Raw genomic sequence first — 18,808 nt, 5'->3', positions numbered from 1 at the left:
GCTGTGCCGTCGCCCACGTACGCACGCGTACGCAGCCATCCCCAAACCCATTGATACACAAGGAGTTTTCCCCACCCTGTGCGCAGTTTGTGCACAACTCCAGCGGATCCAGGAGCTGCACCAACGCCGAAACCGTCCACATCCCGCCCACACGGAATCCACAGGCTTTCCACAGGGCTGTCCACGGGGATTCCACAGGTTGCCCACACGTGATCCACATCGGGAGCCCGTCACTCTCCAGGGCGATTCGAGCCCGTTTCCGCACCCACAGAGCCTGGGTACAACTCCCCTCACACCTGGGGACAACCATGGGGACAACCGGTCCGAGATGTGGATGGATCGCGGCCCGGACGAAACCATCCACGGGTCGCCCGAACTATCCACCGATCCACCACCAGGACTCTCCACACGCCGACGCGCCCGCCGACCTGCGCGAACGAGCTCTGTCCACACAACCCACAGCCCCTATTACTGCTACTGCTCTTAGATCTTTTGAAAGAAAGAACAAAACAAAAACAGGCGATGGACGAAGTTGGGGACAAGCCGTCGAACCTGTCTCCTTGTCGACAAAGTCAAGGGGAGGCCGAGGTGACGGGACCCCCGGCGACGGCCTAACGTGGATGCCTGCACCTGGTCCGTTCCTGTGCGCCGATCCCGGCACGCCGAAACGGACCGGCCCGGTGGGGACTCGGTCGCGGCGTACTCGGCGCAGTACTCGTGAACCGCCAGCTACCGACCCTTCACGAGCCGACGGGCTCGGCTGTCGAAAGGATGCGCGCATGAAGATCCGCGTCGAGCGCGACGGGCTTGCCGACGCCGTCGCCTGGGTGGCCAGGAGCCTCCCGTCCCGGCCTCCGGTGCCGGTGCTGGGTGGTGTGCTGCTCGACGCGGGTGCGGACGGGGAGTCCGACGCGCTGACGGTGTCCGGCTTCGACTACGAGGTCTCCGCCACGGTGGGCGTCCCCGCGACGATCGCCGACGGTGGCCGCCTCCTGGTCTCCGGCCGTCTCCTCGCCGACATCACCAAGGCGCTGCCCGCGCAGCCGGTGGAGATCTCCGTCGACGGCGCCCGCGCCACCATCACGTGCGGCAGCGCGCGCTTCTCCCTGCCGACCATGCCCGTCGAGGACTACCCGCAGCTGCCGTCCCAGCCCGCCTTCGCGGGTGAGCTCACCGGCGACACGTTCGGCCAGGCCGTGACCCAGGTCGTCACCGCCGCCGGCAAGGACGACACGCTCCCGATGCTCACCGGCATGCGCCTGGAGATCTCGGGCGAGACCCTCACGCTCGTGGCCACCGACCGCTTCCGCCTCGCCATGCGCGAGTTCACGTGGAAGCCGGCCGAGGGCCTGCCCGACGCCGCGGTCCTCGTGCCCGCGCGCACGCTCGCCGAGGCCGCGAAGACGCTCGGCGGCGCCGGCAGCACCGTGCGCCTCGCGCTCGCCAGCGGCGAAGGCCTCCTCGGCCTCTCGGGCAACGGCCGCTACACCACCACCCGTCTCCTCGACGCGGAGTTCCCGCCCTACCGGCAGCTGCTGCCGGCGACCCACACGTCGCGTGCCGTGATCGAGGTGTCGGCGCTCGCCGAGTCGATCAAGCGCGTGTCGCTGGTCGCCGAACGCGGCACGCAGGTGCGGCTGGAGTTCGCCGACGGGTCGCTGCGGCTTTCCGCCGGCGGCGACGACGAGGGCAGCGCCGAAGAAGAGCTGCAGGTCGACTACGAAGGCGAACCGGTCACCATCGCCTTCAACCCCGGCTACCTCGTCGACGGGCTCGGCGCGCTGCACAGCGACCGCGCGGAGCTCACCTTCACCACCCCCAACCGGCCGGCGCTCATCAAGCCCGCCGACGCCGAGGGCAACGTCGTCCCCGGTTATCTCTACCTGCTGATGCCGGTCCGCCTCCCGGGCTGACCGGCGCGTCACAACCGCGGATTTTCGTTCCTACCTAAGGGGATTTCATGGTTCAGCTCGGTCTCGTGGGCCTGGGCAAGATGGGCTTCAACATGCGCGAGCGGCTGCGTGCCGCCGGGCACGAGGTCGTGGGCTTCGACCGCAACCCGGCCGTCACCGACTCCGAGTCGCTCGCAGACCTGGTGTCCAAACTGGACGCGCCGCGCATCGTCTGGATCATGGTCCCCGCCGGCGACCCGACGCGGCAGACCGTGGTGGAGCTCAGCCAGTCGCTGTCCGAGGGCGACCTCGTGATCGACGGCGGCAACTCGAAGTTCACCGACGACAAGCTGAACGCGGATCTGCTGGCGGCCAAGGGCATCGGCTACCTCGACTGCGGTGTCTCCGGTGGTGTGTGGGGCAAGGACAACGGCTACGGCCTCATGGTCGGCGGCGCCGGTTCCGACGTCGCCCGTGCGATGCCGATCTTCGACACGCTGCGTCCGGAAGGCCCGCGTGAAGAAGGCTTCTCGCACGCCGGCGAGGTCGGCGCGGGCCACTACGCGAAGATGATCCACAACGGCATCGAGTACGGCATCATGCAGGCCTACGCCGAGGGCTTCGAGCTGCTCGAGGCCGCGCACGTGGTCAAGGACGTGCCCGCCGTGATCAAGGGGTGGCAGCGTGGCACGGTCGTGCGCTCCTGGCTGCTCGACCTGCTGGTGCGCGCGCTGGAGGAGGACCCGGAGCTCGACGACCTCGAGGGTTACGTCGAAGACTCGGGCGAGGGCCGCTGGACGCTGGAGGAAGCCGTGAACAACGCGGTGCCGGCGCCGGTGCTCTCGGCCGCGCTGTTCGCCCGGTTCTCCTCGCGGCAGAAGGACTCCGCCGCGATGCGCGCCGTCGCCGCGCTGCGCAACCAGTTCGGTGGCCACGCAGTGAAGAAGGCCGGGAGCTAGCCTCCCCCGCTCGTGTATCTGCGACATCTCCAGGTCACCGACTTCCGGTCCTGGCCGCAAGCCGACCTCGCCCTTGAGCCGGGGCCGGTCGTGCTCGTCGGCCAGAACGGCCGGGGGAAGACGAACCTGCTCGAGGCGATCGGCTACGTCGCGACCCTGGGTTCCCACCGGGTCGCGACGGACGCCCCGCTGATCCGGCACGGGTGCGAGCGCGCGCTCGTGCGCGTCGCCGTGGTCAACGACGACCGCGAGCTCACCGTCGAGCTCGAGATCACGGCGGGACGAGCCAACCGCGCCCGCGTGAACCGGGGCGCGGTCGGCAAGCCGCGCGACGTGCTCGGGATCCTGCGCACGGTGCTGTTCTCCCCGGAGGACCTGGCGCTCGTGCGCGGAGACCCGAGCGAGCGTCGCCGGTTCATGGACGAGCTCCTCGTGCTGCGCGCACCTCGGTACGCGGGCGTGCGCGCGGACTACGAGAAGGTGCTGAAGCAGCGCAACGCCCTGCTCAAGACCGCTGGCAAGCGCCGCACCGGTAAGGAGGACCCGTACGCGCTTTCGACGCTGGAAGTCTGGGATGACCACCTGTCGGTGGCCGGTGCCCAGCTGCTGGCGGCGCGGCTGAACCTCATCGCCGACCTCGGGCCGTACGCGGCGGAGGCGTACATGGGCGTCGCGCCGGACTCGCGGCCGGCGTCGATCACCTACAAGTCGTCGCTCGGCGAAGCGCTGCCGCCGGGCTACGGCGTGGCCGGCGGCGAGCGAGCGGACGCGGAAGTGCTGCGCGAGCTGCTGCTCAAGGCACTGGCCGACGTCCGGCGCAACGAGCTGGAGCGTGGCATCAGCCTCGTCGGCCCGCACCGCGACGAGCTGGAGCTGATCCTGGGCGAGGCGCCGGCGAAGGGGTACGCGAGCCACGGCGAGTCGTGGTCGTTCGCGCTGGCTCTTCGACTTGGCAGCTACGAGCTCCTGCGTGGCGAAGCGGGCGAACCGGTGCTGCTGCTGGATGATGTATTCGCCGAGCTCGACCGCAAACGGCGGGCGCGGCTCGCGGAGGTCGCCGCGGGTGCCGAGCAGGTGCTCATCACGGCGGCGGTGGACGAGGACGTGCCGTCGGAGCTGGCCGGGAGCCGGTTCGTGGTGGCGGATGGCGAGGTCAACCGTGCCTGAATCCTCGGCCCCAAGATCAAGTCGGCCACGGCGGGTGACCGCGGTCACAGAAGTTACCCACCGATCTGGGGACAAACCTGTGGACAGTGTGGATAAACCCGTGAATGGGTTATCGCCGCGCGTGACGAAACGGCCTGATGAGGGCCTTGACCGCACCCAAGCGGGGAATCACCCACGTGGGAACCCCGGTTCCGGCACCGAGCGTGACGTGTCCACTGGGCCGAACGGGAAGCCCTCCGGACGGGACCTGGCGCACGCCGCGCTCGAGGCCGCCAAGGCCAAGGCGAAGGAGCGCGGTGCTCCGCCGAACCTGCGCCGCGGCCGGATCACCGGCGGCGGGGGCCAGAACCCGCGCCGTCGTCGCTGGTCAGGGCCCGGCGCCGACGCACGCGACCCGCAGCCGCTCGGCCGGCTCGTCTCGCGACTGGTCTCCGACAGCGGCTGGCAGGACACGATGACCAACGCGCGCGTGTTCGGGCAGTGGGCCCGGCTCGTGGGCGAGGACGTCGCCGAACACGCCCAGCCGGTGGCGCTCAAGGACGGCGAGCTGACCGTCCGCGCGAGCTCCACGGCGTGGGCCACGCAGCTGCGGCTGCTGCAGAGCAAGCTCATCGCGAAGATCGCCGCGGGGGTCGGCAACGGCGTCGTGAAGCGCATGCGGATCCAGGGCCCGACGGCGCCGAGCTGGCGGAAGGGACCGCGGGTCGTGCCGGGCCGCGGGCCGCGTGACACGTACGGCTGACTCCGGTTGCGCGTCGGCGGGTGAGTTCCCCGAGAACCGCTTGACAACCCGCGAGCTACGACATGACTCGCCTTCGAGCGATTTCGCGGCTCTGTGACGCAGTGAGGGGTGTCCTTGCCGCATGTCAGCACGCGCGGGCAAGTACACTGGAGGAGTAGCGAGCGTCTGCTCGGGCGAGACGAGGAGAAACAACGCCGGTGACCGAGAACAAGAGCGAGTACAACGCGTCGTCCATCACCGTGCTCGAAGGCCTCGAAGCGGTACGCAAGCGCCCCGGTATGTACATCGGTTCCACCGGTGAGCGCGGTCTCCACCACCTGGTTCAGGAGGTGGTGGACAACTCCGTGGACGAGGCGATGGCCGGCCACGCGACCAAGGTCGAGGTTACTCTCCTCGCCGACGGTGGCGTCCGGGTCGTCGACGACGGCCGCGGTATCCCGGTGGACATGCACCCCAAGGAGCAGAAGCCGACCCTCGAGGTCGTGCTCACCATCCTGCACGCGGGCGGCAAGTTCGACAGCGACTCCTACGCGGTGTCCGGCGGCCTGCACGGCGTCGGCGTCTCGGTGGTGAACGCGCTGTCGACGAAGCTGCTCGCGGAGATCAAGGTCGGCGGCCGCAGCTGGCGCCAGGAGTACACGAACCAGATCCCCGGCCCGCTGGAGGACCTCGGCCCGGCCGAGGGCACCGGCACCACGATCACCTTCTGGGCTGACTCGGGCATTTTCGAGACCACCACGTACAACTTCGAGACGATCTCACGTCGTCTGCAGGAGATGGCGTTCCTCAACAAGGGCCTCACCCTGTCGCTGCGCGACGAGCGCGTGGCCGACGAGGAGACCGAGGAAGACGCGGAGGGCAAGCAGGCCCGCGTCAAGGAGAAGGTCTACTGCTACCCCGGCGGGCTCGAGGACTTCGTCAGGCACATCAACGGCAGCAAGGACCCGATCCACGAGAGCGTGATCTCGTTCGACGCGAAGGGCCCCGGCCTCGAGGTCGAGGTCGCGATGCAGTGGAACAACGGGTTCACGCCGTCGGTGTACACGTTCGCCAACACGATCAACACCCACGAGGGCGGCACCCACGAAGAGGGCTTCCGCGCGGCGCTCACGCGCGTGGTCAACTCGTACGCGCGCGAGAAGAAGCTGCTCAAGGAGAAGGACGCGAACCTCACGGGTGACGACGTGCGCGAGGGTCTCGCCGCGATCGTGTCGATCAAGCTCTCCGAGCCGCAGTTCGAGGGCCAGACGAAGACGAAGCTGGGCAACAGCGAAGCCAAGACGTTCGTGCAGCAGCAGTCCAACGAGTGGCTCGCCGACTGGTTCGAGCGCAACCCCACCGAGGCGAAGACGATCATCAACAAGTCGATCTCCTCGGCGCAGGCGCGCATGGCCGCCCGCAAGGCGCGGGACCTGGTGCGCCGCAAGGGCGCGCTGGAGATCGGCGGCCTGCCGGGCAAGCTCAAGGACTGCCGCTCCAACGACCCGGGCGAGTGCGAGCTCTACATCGTGGAGGGCGACTCGGCCGGCGGCTCGGCCAAGGAAGGCCGCGACTCGATGTACCAGGCGATCTTGCCCATCCGGGGCAAGATCATCAATGTGGAGAAGGCGCGCATCGACCGCGTCCTCAAGAACACCGAGGTCCAGTCGCTGATCACGGCGCTGGGCACCGGCATCCACGACGACTTCGACCTCTCGAAGCTGCGCTACCACAAGATCGTGCTGATGGCCGACGCCGATGTCGACGGCCAGCACATCACCACGCTGCTGCTCACCCTGCTGTTCCGCTTCATGAGCCCGCTGATCGAGCACGGCCACGTGTTCCTTTCGCGGCCGCCGCTGTACAAGATCAAGTGGCCGCGCCAGGACGCGGAGTACGCGTACTCCGACAAGGAGCGCGACGCCGTGATCCAGGCGGGTGTCGAGGCCGGCCGCCGCCTGCCGAAGGACGACGCGATCCAGCGCTACAAGGGTCTCGGCGAGATGAACGCCGAGGAACTGTGGGAGACCACGATGGACCCGGCCAACCGCCTGCTGGGCCAGGTCACTCTCGACGACGCCGCGCAGGCCGACGACCTGTTCTCCGTTCTCATGGGCGAGGACGTGGAGGCCCGGCGCTCGTTCATCACGCGCAACGCCAAGGACGTGCGCTTCCTGGACGTGTAGCCGTCCGCCTCACCCCGACTGCCCAGACCTTTCCCCGAGAAGGAACCCATGACGGAAACCTTGCCGCCGGAACACGACCGCATCGAACCGGTCGACATCCAGCAGGAGATGCAGCGTTCCTACATCGACTACGCCATGAGCGTGATCGTGTCGCGGGCGCTGCCGGACGTGCGCGACGGTCTCAAGCCCGTGCACCGGCGGGTGCTCTACTCGATGTTCGACTCCGGTTTCCGCCCGGATCGCGGGCACAACAAGTGCTCGCGCGTCGTCGGCGACGTCATGGGCAACTACCACCCGCACGGTGACTCGGCGATCTACGACGCCCTCGTGCGGCTGGCCCAGCCGTGGGCGATGCGTTATCCGCTGATCGACGGGCAGGGCAACTTCGGTTCGCCGGGCAACGACCCCGCCGCCGCCATGCGGTACACGGAGGCGCGCCTCGCGCCGCTGGCGATGCAGATGCTGGCGGACATCGAAGAGGACACCGTCGACTTCCGCGACAACTACGACGGCCGCACGCAAGAGCCCAACGTGCTGCCGTCGCGGTTCCCGAACCTGCTGGTCAACGGCAGTTCGGGCATCGCGGTCGGCATGGCGACCAACATCCCGCCGCACAACCTGCGCGAGGTCGCCGAAGGCGTCGTGTGGGCGCTGGAGAACTACGAGGCGTCCGACGACGAGCTGCTGGCGGCGCTGCTCACGCGCATCAAGGGCCCGGACTTCCCGACGAAGGCGATGATCCTCGGCACCTCGGGCATCGAGGACGCGTACCGCACGGGCCGCGGTTCCGTGCGCATGCGTGCGGTGGTTGAGGTGGAGGAGGACGCGAAGGGGCGCACCACGCTCGTCGTGTCCGAGCTGCCGTACCAGGTGAACCCGGACAACCTCGTCGAGAACATCGCGCACCTCGTGCGCGACGGCAAGCTCACGGGCATCGCCGACATCGCCGACGAGTCCAACAGCCGCTCCGGCATGCGGATCGTGATCACGCTCAAGCGCGACGCCGTGGCGAAGGTGGTGCTGAACAACCTGTTCAAGCACACCCAGCTGCAGCAGAACTTCGGCGTGAACATGCTGGCGATCGTCGACGACGTGCCGCGCACGCTGCGGCTCGACCAGATGATCCGGCACTACGTGAAGCACCAGGTCGAGGTCATCGTCCGGCGGACCAGGTTCCGCCTGAGGAAGGCCGAGGAGCGCGCCCACATCTTGCGCGGTCTGGTCAAGGCGCTGGACCAGCTCGACGAGGTCATCGCCCTGATCCGGCGCTCGCCGTCGGCCGACGAGGCGCGTCCGGGCCTGATGGAGCTCCTCGACATCGACGAGATCCAGGCCACGGCGATCCTCGACATGCAGCTGCGCCGGCTGGCCGCCCTCGAGCGTCAGCGCATCATCGACACGTTGGCCGAGATCGAGCTGGAGATCGCGGACCTCAAGGACATCCTCGAGAAGCCCGAGCGCCAGCGTTCGATCATCCGTGACGAGCTCATGGAGATCGTCGACAAGTACGGCGACGACCGGCGCACGAAGATCATCCCGTTCGACGGCGAGGTGTCGGTCGAGGACCTGATCGCGGTCGAGGACGTGGTGGTCACCATCACGCGCACCGGTTACGCGAAGCGCACGAAGACCGACCTGTACCGCTCGCAGAAGCGCGGCGGCAAGGGCGTGCAGGGCGCCACGCTGAAGCAGGACGACATCGTGCAGCACTTCTTCGTCTGCTCCACGCACGACTGGATCCTGTTCTTCACGAACAAGGGCCGCGTCTACCGCACGAAGGCGTACGACCTGCCCGAGGCCAACCGCAACGCGCGCGGCCAGCACGTGGCCAACCTGATGGCGTTCCAGCCCGACGAGCAGATCGCCCAGGTCATCGAGATCCCGAACTACGAGGTGGCGCCGTACCTGGTGCTGGCCACGCAGAAGGGGCTCGTGAAGAAGACCAAGCTCACCGACTTCGACTCCAACCGCGCGGGCGGCCTCATCGCCGTCAACCTGCGGGAAGGCGACGAGCTGGTGGGCGCCGTGCTGGCGGCGGCGGAGGACGACCTGCTGCTCGTGTCGGCCGGCGGCCAGTCGATCCGTTTCCACGCCACCGACGAGGCGCTGCGCCCGATGGGCCGCGCGACGTCCGGCGTGCTCGGCATGCGTTTCAACGACGGCGACGAGCTGCTCGGCATCAGCGTGGTCAAGCCCGACAAGTTCCTGCTGGTCGCGACCGACGGCGCGTACGCCAAGCGCACGCCGATCGAGGACTACCCGGTGCAGGGCCGCGGCGGCAAGGGTGTGCTGACCATCCAGCACGACACGAAACGTGGGAGGCTGGTGGGTGCACTCATCGTCGACGAAGACGACGAGCTGTTCGCCATCACCTCGAGCGGTGGGGTCATCCGCACGCCGGCGCGCGACGTGCGCAAGGCCGGTCGCCAGACCAAGGGCGTGCGGCTGATGAATCTGGCGGACGGTACGACTCTTCTCGCGGTCGCACGCAACGCGGACGAGGGGTCGGACGTCGCCAATGGTGGCGAGGACTCCGCGGAGCCCACGGACGCTCCGGATGCTTCGGAAGCTTCGGTGGACGAGGCTGTGGAGACCCCCGCCGTCGACGGCGAGGTGACCACCGCGCCCGACGAGAGCACGGAAGAAGACGGCACGGCGCCGGAGCAGTGAGCGGCGCCCCACGCACGGGTAAGGACTGACTCTTCGTGACACCATCCGAGAAGGCAGACGGCACGTCGTCGAGCCCACCCTGGCAGCGCACCGCCAAGGACGGCGGCGGCGATTCGGAGGCCACGGTCTCGACCGGAATCGCCACCGACGATGTGGTCTACTCGGATCATGAGCAGGACGGACCGCGCGTGAGCGAGACCGACTACCCCGCGGTGAGCGGCACGGCCGCGCCCCGGCTCTTCGGAGCCGAGGGCGCGCCCCCCGCCCCGGCCGCCGACGTGCCCCCGGCCGGCCACACCCGCCCCACCCCGAGCGCCCTGCGCCGCCCGGGCCGCGGCCCGCGCCGCGCCTCGCTGCAGATCAAGCGCTTCGACCCGTGGTCGGTGCTGAAGCTGTCGCTCGTCCTGGGCGTCGCGATGTTCTTCGTGTGGCTGGTCGCCGTCGGCGTGCTCTACACGGTCCTCGACGGCATGGGCGTCTGGGACAAGCTGAACGGCACCTACTCGTCCCTGGTCGGCGGCGAAGGCGCCAACGCGTCCACCGAGCCCCTCATCAGCGCCGGCCGCGTGTTCGGCATCGCCGCCATCCTGGGCGCGATCAACATCGTGCTCGTTTCCGCGCTGGCCACCGTGAGCGCGTTCATCTACAACGTGTCGGCCGACCTGGCGGGCGGCCTCGAAGTCACGCTGTCGGAAAGGGAGTAACCCGGTTGCAGGGCCCCCTCGGGGGTCCTGTAAGGTTTCCTTCGTTCGACGGGCCCATAGCTCAGGTGGTTAGAGCGCTTCGCTGATAACGAAGAGGTCCCAGGTTCAAGTCCTGGTGGGCCCACCCAGTTCGCCCAGTCATGTCTGCGGAAGGCGCAGACGGTGACTGGGCGGTGTTGTATCTGGGGGCCGAGCCCCCAGACCCCACGGTGCGATCGGTGACCGACCCAGCGTGGGTGCGTTGGGAAGTGGCGACACAACTTCGCGGGTCTGCTTTAAGTTCGCGAGGTGGATGTTGCGGAGCTCTTGGGCCAGATCGCGGTCGATGGTGACTACAACCCGTTTTCCTTGCGTAACTTGGGGCCCGAGGGGATCTCAATGGTCCGTGGGGCGCTGTCGTCGCCGTCGCTGAGGGAGGCGGCGCTGGCCGTGCTCGCCACGTTGCGCGAACCGTTCGATTTCGCGTTGGTGCCGCAGGAGAAGCCGCTGCCGATGGACGCGTGCGAGTTCTGGTACGCCGTGCCAACCGGTGACCAGGAGGCGGTGCTGGATGTGTTCGGGCTGTCGTCGCCGGTACCGGTGACTATGCGCATGGGGCGTCTGGCGTGGCGGTACGGAGGTCACCGCTGGTGGCTGGACCACGGCCGATGCTCTGTGATCTACGTCAGTTCGGTGCTGGACGGCTGGACCTTGGTGTTCGGCGAGCCTTCGGAGGATTTCCACACCCGAGGCACGCTTGCCGACGGCGTCGAGGATCCCTACGGCGTCAAGCAAATGCGGGCCAATGAGGCCGCCACGCGGATCGTGCGAAGGGATAGGTGCGCCGCTCTGAGCCGGCGGTTCGGCGCAGCGCACCTGTATCTCAGGAGCCACGGCGACTCGACGACGTCGCGGCTCATCGCGGAGGACGGGGCAGCGGTCCGCTGGTACGACGTGGAGGTGCCGGAGGAGCAGATCGGCCCGCCGCACCCGGGCGAGGCGGGCTTCCGGCTGCCGCACGAGGAAAACCCGTGGCCAGACGGCTCCTTCGACGACATTATCCAGGCGCACGTGGGAAAGGAGTTGGCACTCAGGTTCCGCGATCGGTACCGCCGGCTTCGAGCCGAGTACAACGTGCCCGAAAACTGCAATGCCTACGACGTCGCGGCACAGCTGTCCGTCCGGCCCGGCGACATCGGCCCATCCACGGTCGTCAAGGGCCACGGCGTCCTCGCGCGCACCGGCTGCCCGGGATAGCGGCTTGCACCTGGCCGAGTCGGTCTGCGTGTGAGATGTCGCCGGACGCAAGTCAGCCCTGCCGGGAAGAGAAGGCCGGCAGGGCTGACATGTCTGCGATCGGCGCGCGCACGGTCGCCTCTCGGCGAAAGGCACGACGCGGCTCCAGCCGAACGGTATTCCGCGAAGGCAAAGGTGTGAGCCCGGGGGACACGTTGGGCGCACCGACCGATTTGTTCAACGGCACACCCGCGGGAGGTATTCCGTTCGGCTTGTGACGCGGGTCGCCGGTGGTTCCACGTGGAACGAAGCCGTGGTTCCGCTGCTGGTACCACCGGCCCTGGAACCGCCGGATCCGGCGCACAGCGCGTGCAGTAGCATCGTGGGGTACGGAAGCAAGCTGGAAAAGGGGGCTTCAGATGAAGAAGCTGTTGGCACTCGCAGTCGTCGCGGGCGGCGTTCTGTTCGTCGTCAAGCGCAACAAGGCTGCCAAGGCCGAGGCGGACCTCTGGCGCCAGGCGACCGCCCCCACGGGCCCGGTCTCCGCGAACGGCAGCACCCCGGCCAAGGCCGCGGACGCTTCCCGCAACTGACTCACCGCGCGGGTGACCCACGGGCACCCGCGCGCGGGGCTGTAGCTCAATTGGTAGAGCACCGCCTTTGCAAGGCGGGGGTCAGGGGTTCGATTCCCCTCAGCTCCACGTCACTCGGGGCGAGTTGTGTTGGCGGAATGCGCCAACCGGCTCGCTCTGCCGTGTTTTCTGGGGTGCAACCCCCATGCGCCCACGGTGGTCACCTTGGTCAGTGAACCCCGAATCGGCGGAGTTCGAGCAGACAGCGCTGTGAGGTCAGGTCTGTGACGGTGTCCAGCGTCAAGCCGTGGGCCGAGGCGAGCGTGCGGAACTCGTCGAGGCGGCGTTCGCGGCCGCCGAAGATGGTGAGCATGGCGAGGGCGCTTTCGGTGTTCGCCTGGCGGCCGGTGACGGGTTCGACGACGAGGATGCGGCCCGTCGAGCCGGCGGCTTCGGTGCAGCGCTCGAGGATTCGGTGGGCGTGGGTGTCGTCCCAGTCGTGGAGGATGTCGACGAGCAGGTAGGCGTCGGCGCCGGGTGGGAGTGGGTCGAAGAAGCTGCCGGCGGTGACCTGGGCGTCCAGGCCGTGGGCGGCGAAGGTGCGGCGGGCGTCGGCGGCGGTCGGGGCCAGGTCGAGCAGGTGGCCGCGCAGTGTGGGGTTCGCGGTGAGGATGGCGGCGAGGACGTCGCCCCGGCCGCCGCCGACGTCGACGATCGTCGAGAACCGCGACCAGTCGTAGCCGGCGACGATCTGCGGGATTTGCTCGCGGATGCGGAAAGTCATCTGGCGGTCGAAGGATTCCCGCAGCCGCTCGTCCTCGGCGAGATCGGCCCAGAAGTCCTGGCCGTAGCGGCGCGGGTAGGCGGCTTCGCCGGTGGTGATGCTGTGGGCGAGTTCGACGAACGCCAGCTCGGCCCGCCCGCCGGTGGTGTTGAGATTCAGGAGTGTTTCGGTGAAGTCGTCGCACAGGTTTTCGCCGTACGCGGTGGTGCGGTGGCCGGCGGCGGTGTGTTCGAGGACGTCGAGCGTCGTGAGGTGGTCGAGCAGTAGACCGAGCGCGACAGGGTCCACCTCCAGCTCGGCCGCGAGGTCGGCGGCCGGCGCGGGGAAACGCAGGCGCGCGGGCAGGCCCAGGGTCACGGCGACGCGCAGCGCCATCGGCGTCGCGAGTCCGGCAAGGCGGCGCAGGGAGTTCGTATCGTCGTGGCTCACGAAGGTCTACTGTGCCGGGCCGGTCAACCGAAAAAGGAGAGCCGATGCGTCCCCACGTTCTGCTGAGCGTCGCGACGAGTGTCGACGGGGCGATCGACGACACGACCCCCGACCGGCTGCTGCTGTCCAACGCCGAGGACTTCGACCGCGTCGACCAGGTGCGCGCGGAGTCCGACGCGATCCTGATCGGCGCGGGCACGATCCGCGCCGACAACCCGCGGCTGCTGGTCAACAGTGAGGAACGCCGGGCCGAGCGCGTGCGCGCCGGCAAACCCGCGTACCCGTTGAAAGTGACCGTGACGGCGTCGGGTGACGTCGATCCGGAGTGGAAGTTTTGGCACCACGGCGGCGAAAAGCTCGTCTACACCACCGAAACCGGCGCCCGGATCGCCCGCGAACGGCTCGGTCGGCTCGCCGAGGTCGTCGCGCTCGGACCACAAGTCCACTTCGGCGCGCTGCTCGACGATCTCGGTGACCGTGGCATCCGGCGGTTGATGGTCGAGGGCGGCGGCCAGATCCATACCGCGTTCCTCTCGCAGCTCCTGGCCGACGAGATCCACCTCGCCATCGCGCCGCTCGTCGTCGGCGCCGCCGCCGCGCCGCGGTTCCTGCTGCCCGCGTTGTACCCGGGCGGGCGGATGAAACTGCTGGATACGCGGGCGATCGGCGACGTCGTGCTGATCCGCTACGCGCCCAAGGCCGGCTGAAAGGTCGCGAGCAGAGCGTCTTCGAGCGGGGTGTCGCCGCGCCAGGCGACGGCGGCGTCGGGGCGGAGCAGCACGGCCGGCAGCGCGGTGTCTGCCTTGGCGCGCACCAGGTTCACGCGCTCGGCCCAGCCGGCGGGCAGCTCGACGCCGCCGGTGAAATCGAGCAGGACGGCGCGCCCGTTGCGCAGGAGCTCGGCCACGCGGGTCGGGCCGTCGGCGGTCACGAGGTCCAGGTCGGGCAGCCGAGCGGGATCGTCCAAACCGGACATCATCCCGGCGAGATAGCGGTTGGTTTCGGGCAGGCGCATGAGATCGGTGAAGATCTCGCTCAGCGCAAGCAGGTCCGGGTCTGGGTTCGGCACGGCGAGAACGCGTTGTGCCGACGTGTGGTGCAGCACGCGGGCGGCCTTCGGGTGGCGCTCGGTCTGGTAGGTGTCGAGGAGGCTGTCCGCGGCTCCTCGCAGCGTCGCGGCGAGCTTCCAGCCGAGGTTGAAAGCGTCCTGCACGCCGAGGTTGAGTCCCTGCCCGCCGAGCGGCCCATGGATGTGGGCGGCGTCGCCGGCGAAGAAAACGCGGCCGTGACGGTAGTTTTCGAGCTGGCGCGTGGCGTCGCTGAAGCGCGAGATCGTGAGGACCTCGGCCAGTGTGGTGGGTTCGCCGTAGATCGCGGTGAGCGCCTGCTGCACGGCTTCCGCGCTCATCGACGGCTCGGCCTCGTCGAGTTTGCCGTAGGTGAAGCGGTAGTGGTCGCCGCCGGTCGGCACGAGCATGCCCCAGTGGTCGGCGGTGGTCCTCGTCATCGTGCTCATGTGGCCGGCCTGCGCGGGCACCAGGTCGGAGACGGCCGACAGTCGCACGTCGGTGAGCACGGCGCGATACGTGCCGGGCCGGCCGGGGAACGGCAGGTCCAGCAGCTTGCGCACGGTGCTGTGCGCGCCGTCGCAGGCGACGACGTACCGGGCGCGCAGGTCCCGATCGGTAGTCACGGTGACGCCGGTGTCGTCGGCACGAATTGCGGTGACGTGCTGGCCCCGCAGCACGTGCGCGCCACCAGCGGTCGCCGCCGCCTCCAGCACCTCCTCGACCTTCCACTGTGGAATGCCAAGCGGGTGGGGATGCCTGGTCTGCCAAGGGGTGCAGTCGAGTGGCACCGGCAGCCCGGCGAAGTGCCCGCCGACGGCGGCGCGCTCGAACTGCCGCTCGCGGATCGCGGTGAGCAGGCCTCGCGCGTCGAGCAGCTCGGCGGTGCGCGGCTGGATCGTGCCGCCCTTCGTCTGCTCGACGCGTTCGGTCAGCTTTTCCAGCACCACGACCTCGGCGCCGCCGAGGGCGAGCTCGTGGGCCAGCGTCAACCCGGCCGGGCCCGCTCCGACCACTATCACATCCATGAAGTGCTCCTCAGTGCAGAAGTAGACTGAGTGCAATATAGCCCCGAGTGCACCACCGCGGTAGCCTGTTTTCGTGGACGAGCAGACCGGCCTGCGGGAGCGAAAGAAGCAGCGCACGCGCGAGGCGATCTCGAACGCCGCCCTCGAGCTGTTCTTCGAGCACGGCTTCGACCAGGTGTCGATCTCGCAGGTCGCGGAGGCCGCGGAGGTGTCGCGGCGGACGTTGTTCGCCTACTTCCAGGGCAAGGACGACCTCGTCCTGCACCGCATCGCCGACCACGAACACGAGAGCGCACGCGTGGTCCGCGCGCACCGCGCCGCGCCGCTTCCCGCGCTGCGCGAGCATTTCCTCGACGGCCTGCGCCGCCACGACCCGATCACCGGGCTCTGCGACCTGCCGCAGGTGCTGGCTTTGTACAGGCTGATCATGGGCACGCCGACCCTGTTGCCGAGCCTGTTGCGGTTCCGGGAAAGCGGGGAACTGGCGCTGGCGGCCGAGCTCGGCGACTCACCGGACCTGCCGCCGCTGACCGCGCGCCTGGCGGCCGCGCAGATCGCGTCCGTGCAGTGGCGGCTGTCGATGGAGAACCACCACCGCATGGCGAACGGCGTCTCCGCGACCCACGCGTACCCCGAGGCGGTCGCGGCGGCCGAACTGGGCTTCGACCTGCTGATGAACGGCCTCGGGACGCTCGGCAAGAGCTAGCCGCGGCGGATCCACAGGTCGTGCGGAGTGCGGCCAGGTTGGAACCCGCACGAAGTCGCCAACGCGGCGGCCTCGGCGAACGCGTGGCCGACGAGTTCGGGCGCGTGGGCGTCGCTGCCGAAGGAGAGGATCCGGCCACCTTCGGCGGCCCACCACAGGAGAACGTCGTGTGGCAGGGGGACTTTCGTGTTGAGCTCCAGGGCGCGCCCACTGCCGGCCAACGCGCGCAGAACCGTGCGGAACTCCTCCTCGAAGTCCGCGGCCACGAAGGGTTTCGACGAAGGCCAGGTGCGCAGCGCGTAGTCGATGTGGGCCAGGACCTCGAAATCGGCCGTCGACTCCACCAGGCCCAGCACCTCGCCCAGGTACGCGCGCAGCGTCGCGTCGGTCGGGCGGTCCGCGATCACGCTCAGCTCGTAGTGATGGGACCCTTCGGGCAGCGAGTGCACCGACCCCAGCACCCGCTCGAAGCGGTGCGCCGCCAGCAACGCGTCCGCCTCCGGCCGGTGCCAGTGCGGCTCACTCAGCTCCACCCCCGACAGGATCCGCAGATCCGGGAACCGCTCGCGGCACTCCTGCACGCACGCGAGGTAACCCTCGACGTCGAGGGCAGGCGGCGCCAGCACGCCGTCCGTCCGCAGCCGCACGCGGAAGTGGTCGGGCAGGTGCGGCCGGATCGGCTCCGGGATGAGCCACGGCGTGAGGTCGGCGTGCTCCGTGAACGCCAGCGACGGCAGCCCGAGCGCGAGCGCGCGCTGGCACGACTGGACCATCGACCCGGTGACGGTGTCCCACGACCACTCGGTGTGGACGTGGCTGTCCTGCGGCAGCACGCCCCCACACTACGAGTTGGCTCGCAGCACCGAAATCGCGCGAACGGTGGCGTAGCCGCGCCATTCGAGCGACGCCGCCGGGGAGAAGCTGCCGAAGTCGACCGTCCAGCCGCCGTCTTCGAGCTGCTGGGACTCGAGGCGCTCGAGCTCGGCGGCGATCGCGGCGGGGTCGAGCACCTTGCGCGACGGGCCCGGGATCGGCGAGAAGTCCAGTGGCCGCAGGACCTCGTCCTCGCCGCCGCCGGCGACGTGGAGGATGCCGTCGGGCGGCAGGAACTTGCCGAGGTGGTCGAGGAGCTCGTCGGCCTCCGGGCGGGTCGCGTGCGCGGCGTCGAGGAACCGGATGGCGAACGACAGCTCGATCGCGTGCGGCTGCTCCTCCACGCGGGAGATGGCGTCCAGGCAGGTCGACACCGCGGCCGTGAGCCACGGGTGTTCCGCCACGGCCTTGTCGTGGGCCGCGACGCGCAACGCCGTCGACGCGACGAAAGCCGTGCTCTGGAGGGAGAACTTCGTCGGGTCGGCGTCCGTCCAAAATGGAGCGTTCCCGGCGCGGTCCGCGACGGGGAACGCGAACGGCAACCCGCCACCCGGCAGCGACACGGACTCCAGCCAGTCACACAGCTCCAGCGACAGCGGCGTGGTCTTCGGCGCGATGTCCTCGAACACCTCGAACGCGTGCAGCGCCCCACCCGGCTGGCTCTCCGGCGCACGCAGATCGGGCTCCAGGCCCCAGCCGTAGCCGCCGTCGGCGTTGCGGTACGCCGCGACGGCCGAGAGCACAGCCTCCGCATCACCTTCACCTTCACCGAACAGCAGCTCGAACCGGCGGCGGTCGAGCACCCGCCCGTGCGTGGCGAGGAAGGACGCGGCAGCAGCGAGGTTCACAGTCATACGATCACCGTCGCACGCTCCCGCGCGCGCGTCTTGAACAGTTCGGACACCGGGGGACCGCTCATGACCGAAGAGCTGATCCGCGCCCTCCTGCGCGACCAGCACCCTGACCTCGCCGCCTTCCCGCTGCGCCACGCCGCCACCGGCTGGGACAACCAGCTCTGGCGCCTGGGCGGCGACCTCGCCGTCCGCCTCCCGTACGCGACGGAGCGCGCGTCCGACCTGCTGGTGAAGGAACACCGCTGGTTGCCTTCGCTCGCCTCGCGTCTTCCGCTGCCGGTCCCGACGCCCGTGCGCCTGGGCGTTCCTTCGGAGCGGTTCCCGAAGCACTGGACCGTCGTCAGCTGGGTGCCCGGCACCCCGGCCGACCGCGCGCCGGTCACCTGCGCCGACGCCGCCGTTGCCCTGGGCGCCTTCCTCACCGCGCTGCACCGCGAGGCGCCTGCTGACGCGTTGACCAACTCCGACCGCGGCCTCCCCCTTGCGACCTTCACGCCGGCACTGCCGACCGCGCCCCTGCGCGCGATCTGGGCCGACGCCCTTGCTGCCCCCGCCTGGTCCGGCCCGCCGGTCTGGCTCCACGGCGACCTCCACCCGGCCAACGTCGTGACCACCGACGGCACCCTCTCCGGCGTCCTCGACTTCGGCGAACTCTGCGGCGGCGACCCCGCGACGGACCTCGCCGCCGCCTGGGTCCTCCTGCCCGACGCTTCGCGCCTCTTCACCGCGTACGCCACGGACGACGCCACGATCCGGCGCGCCCGGGGCTGGGCCGTGCTGTCGGCGTCGCGTCTGGTGTCCATCGGCGAAGCCGGCCCGCCGGGCGGGAAGCCGACGTGGGCGGTCGCCGGCCGGGCCGCGTTGGCGCGGCTGCAGGCCTGACGGGGCGGGGCTGGAGGCAGTCGCGGGTGCTGGGGTTGGTGGCGGCCGGTGAAGCTGGTCCGCCCGCTGTGAGCTGGTGGGCGGGTGTCGGGGTTCGCC

The 18,808-nt window shown here is 69.5% G+C and carries 16 protein-coding genes and 2 tRNA genes; 14 read left to right on the top strand and 4 right to left on the bottom strand.

Going from position 1 to position 18,808, the window contains the following annotated elements; translation table 11 throughout:
• Positions 1-779: 779 nt before the first annotated feature.
• The 11 genes from dnaN to QRX50_RS08065 all read left to right on the top strand — a co-directional run bounded on the left by dnaN (position 780) and on the right by QRX50_RS08065 (position 12,215).
• Entirely contained in the window at positions 780-1,913 is a 1,134-nt protein-coding gene (gene dnaN, locus QRX50_RS08115) for a DNA polymerase III subunit beta (protein WP_285971339.1), read from the top strand.
• A 47-nt stretch (positions 1,914-1,960) separates the two neighbouring features.
• A complete protein-coding gene (gene gnd / locus QRX50_RS08110) occupies positions 1,961-2,851 on the top strand; it encodes a phosphogluconate dehydrogenase (NAD(+)-dependent, decarboxylating) (protein WP_285971338.1) in 891 nt (296 codons plus the stop codon).
• A 12-nt stretch (positions 2,852-2,863) separates the two neighbouring features.
• On the top strand, positions 2,864-4,018 hold the full coding sequence (recF, locus tag QRX50_RS08105; RefSeq protein ID WP_285971337.1) for a DNA replication/repair protein RecF: 1,155 nt from the start codon (positions 2,864-2,866) through the stop codon (positions 4,016-4,018).
• Positions 4,019-4,226: 208 nt separating this feature from the next.
• The gene (locus QRX50_RS08100; RefSeq protein WP_285971336.1) at positions 4,227-4,760 is read left to right on the top strand and encodes a DciA family protein; all 534 of its coding nucleotides are present in this window, start codon (positions 4,227-4,229) and stop codon (positions 4,758-4,760) included.
• A 197-nt stretch (positions 4,761-4,957) separates the two neighbouring features.
• Entirely contained in the window at positions 4,958-6,925 is a 1,968-nt protein-coding gene (gene gyrB / locus QRX50_RS08095) for a DNA topoisomerase (ATP-hydrolyzing) subunit B (protein WP_285971335.1), read from the top strand.
• Positions 6,926-6,973: 48 nt separating this feature from the next.
• Positions 6,974-9,595: a DNA gyrase subunit A gene (gyrA, locus tag QRX50_RS08090; RefSeq protein ID WP_285971334.1), complete on the top strand. Its 2,622-nt coding sequence runs from the start codon at positions 6,974-6,976 to the stop codon at positions 9,593-9,595.
• Between the two features lie 35 nt (positions 9,596-9,630).
• On the top strand, positions 9,631-10,299 hold the full coding sequence (locus tag QRX50_RS08085) for a DUF3566 domain-containing protein (protein WP_285971333.1): 669 nt from the start codon (positions 9,631-9,633) through the stop codon (positions 10,297-10,299).
• A 50-nt stretch (positions 10,300-10,349) separates the two neighbouring features.
• Positions 10,350-10,423: transfer RNA gene (locus QRX50_RS08080), tRNA-Ile, on the top strand.
• A gap of 164 nt (positions 10,424-10,587) precedes the next feature.
• Positions 10,588-11,535: a hypothetical protein gene (locus QRX50_RS08075; protein WP_285971332.1), complete on the top strand. Its 948-nt coding sequence runs from the start codon at positions 10,588-10,590 to the stop codon at positions 11,533-11,535.
• Positions 11,536-11,933: 398 nt separating this feature from the next.
• Complete coding sequence (locus QRX50_RS08070; RefSeq protein ID WP_220245417.1) at positions 11,934-12,107, top strand: DLW-39 family protein; 174 nt, start codon at positions 11,934-11,936, stop codon at positions 12,105-12,107.
• A gap of 35 nt (positions 12,108-12,142) precedes the next feature.
• Positions 12,143-12,215, top strand: a tRNA-Ala gene (locus QRX50_RS08065).
• 100 nt (positions 12,216-12,315) lie between these two features.
• Here QRX50_RS08065 and QRX50_RS08060 read toward each other — a convergent pair.
• Positions 12,316-13,299: a methyltransferase gene (locus QRX50_RS08060; protein WP_285971331.1), complete on the bottom strand. Its 984-nt coding sequence runs from the start codon at positions 13,297-13,299 to the stop codon at positions 12,316-12,318.
• A 44-nt stretch (positions 13,300-13,343) separates the two neighbouring features.
• On the opposite strand from QRX50_RS08060, the gene QRX50_RS08055 reads away from it, so the two are divergent.
• A complete protein-coding gene (locus QRX50_RS08055; protein ID WP_285971330.1) occupies positions 13,344-14,006 on the top strand; it encodes a RibD family protein in 663 nt (220 codons plus the stop codon).
• Here the strand turns inward: QRX50_RS08055 and QRX50_RS08050 are convergent.
• A complete protein-coding gene (locus QRX50_RS08050; protein ID WP_285971329.1) occupies positions 13,985-15,394 on the bottom strand; it encodes an FAD-dependent monooxygenase in 1,410 nt (469 codons plus the stop codon). The genes QRX50_RS08055 and QRX50_RS08050 overlap by 22 nt on opposite strands.
• A gap of 73 nt (positions 15,395-15,467) precedes the next feature.
• On the opposite strand from QRX50_RS08050, the gene QRX50_RS08045 reads away from it, so the two are divergent.
• On the top strand, positions 15,468-16,100 hold the full coding sequence (locus QRX50_RS08045; RefSeq protein ID WP_285971328.1) for a TetR/AcrR family transcriptional regulator: 633 nt from the start codon (positions 15,468-15,470) through the stop codon (positions 16,098-16,100).
• On the opposite strand, the gene QRX50_RS08040 is transcribed toward QRX50_RS08045, so the two are convergent.
• Both QRX50_RS08040 and QRX50_RS08035 read right to left on the bottom strand, forming a co-directional pair.
• Positions 16,097-16,933, bottom strand: coding sequence for a PHP domain-containing protein (locus QRX50_RS08040; RefSeq protein ID WP_285971327.1), 837 nt, complete (start codon positions 16,931-16,933; stop codon positions 16,097-16,099). The genes QRX50_RS08045 and QRX50_RS08040 overlap by 4 nt on opposite strands.
• Before the next feature lie 9 nt (positions 16,934-16,942).
• Entirely contained in the window at positions 16,943-17,827 is an 885-nt protein-coding gene (locus QRX50_RS08035; RefSeq protein WP_285971326.1) for a hypothetical protein, read from the bottom strand.
• 63 nt (positions 17,828-17,890) lie between these two features.
• Here QRX50_RS08035 and QRX50_RS08030 point away from each other — a divergent pair, with 63 nt between their 5' ends.
• The gene (locus QRX50_RS08030) at positions 17,891-18,709 is read left to right on the top strand and encodes an aminoglycoside phosphotransferase family protein (RefSeq protein WP_285971325.1); all 819 of its coding nucleotides are present in this window, start codon (positions 17,891-17,893) and stop codon (positions 18,707-18,709) included.
• Positions 18,710-18,808: the final 99 nt, after the last annotated feature.

Origin of the sequence: Amycolatopsis sp. 2-15, from assembly GCF_030285625.1 — a bacterium.
Classification (GTDB): Bacteria; Actinomycetota; Actinomycetes; order Mycobacteriales; family Pseudonocardiaceae; genus Amycolatopsis; species Amycolatopsis carbonis.
This window is presented reverse-complemented; position numbering and strand designations above follow the sequence as displayed.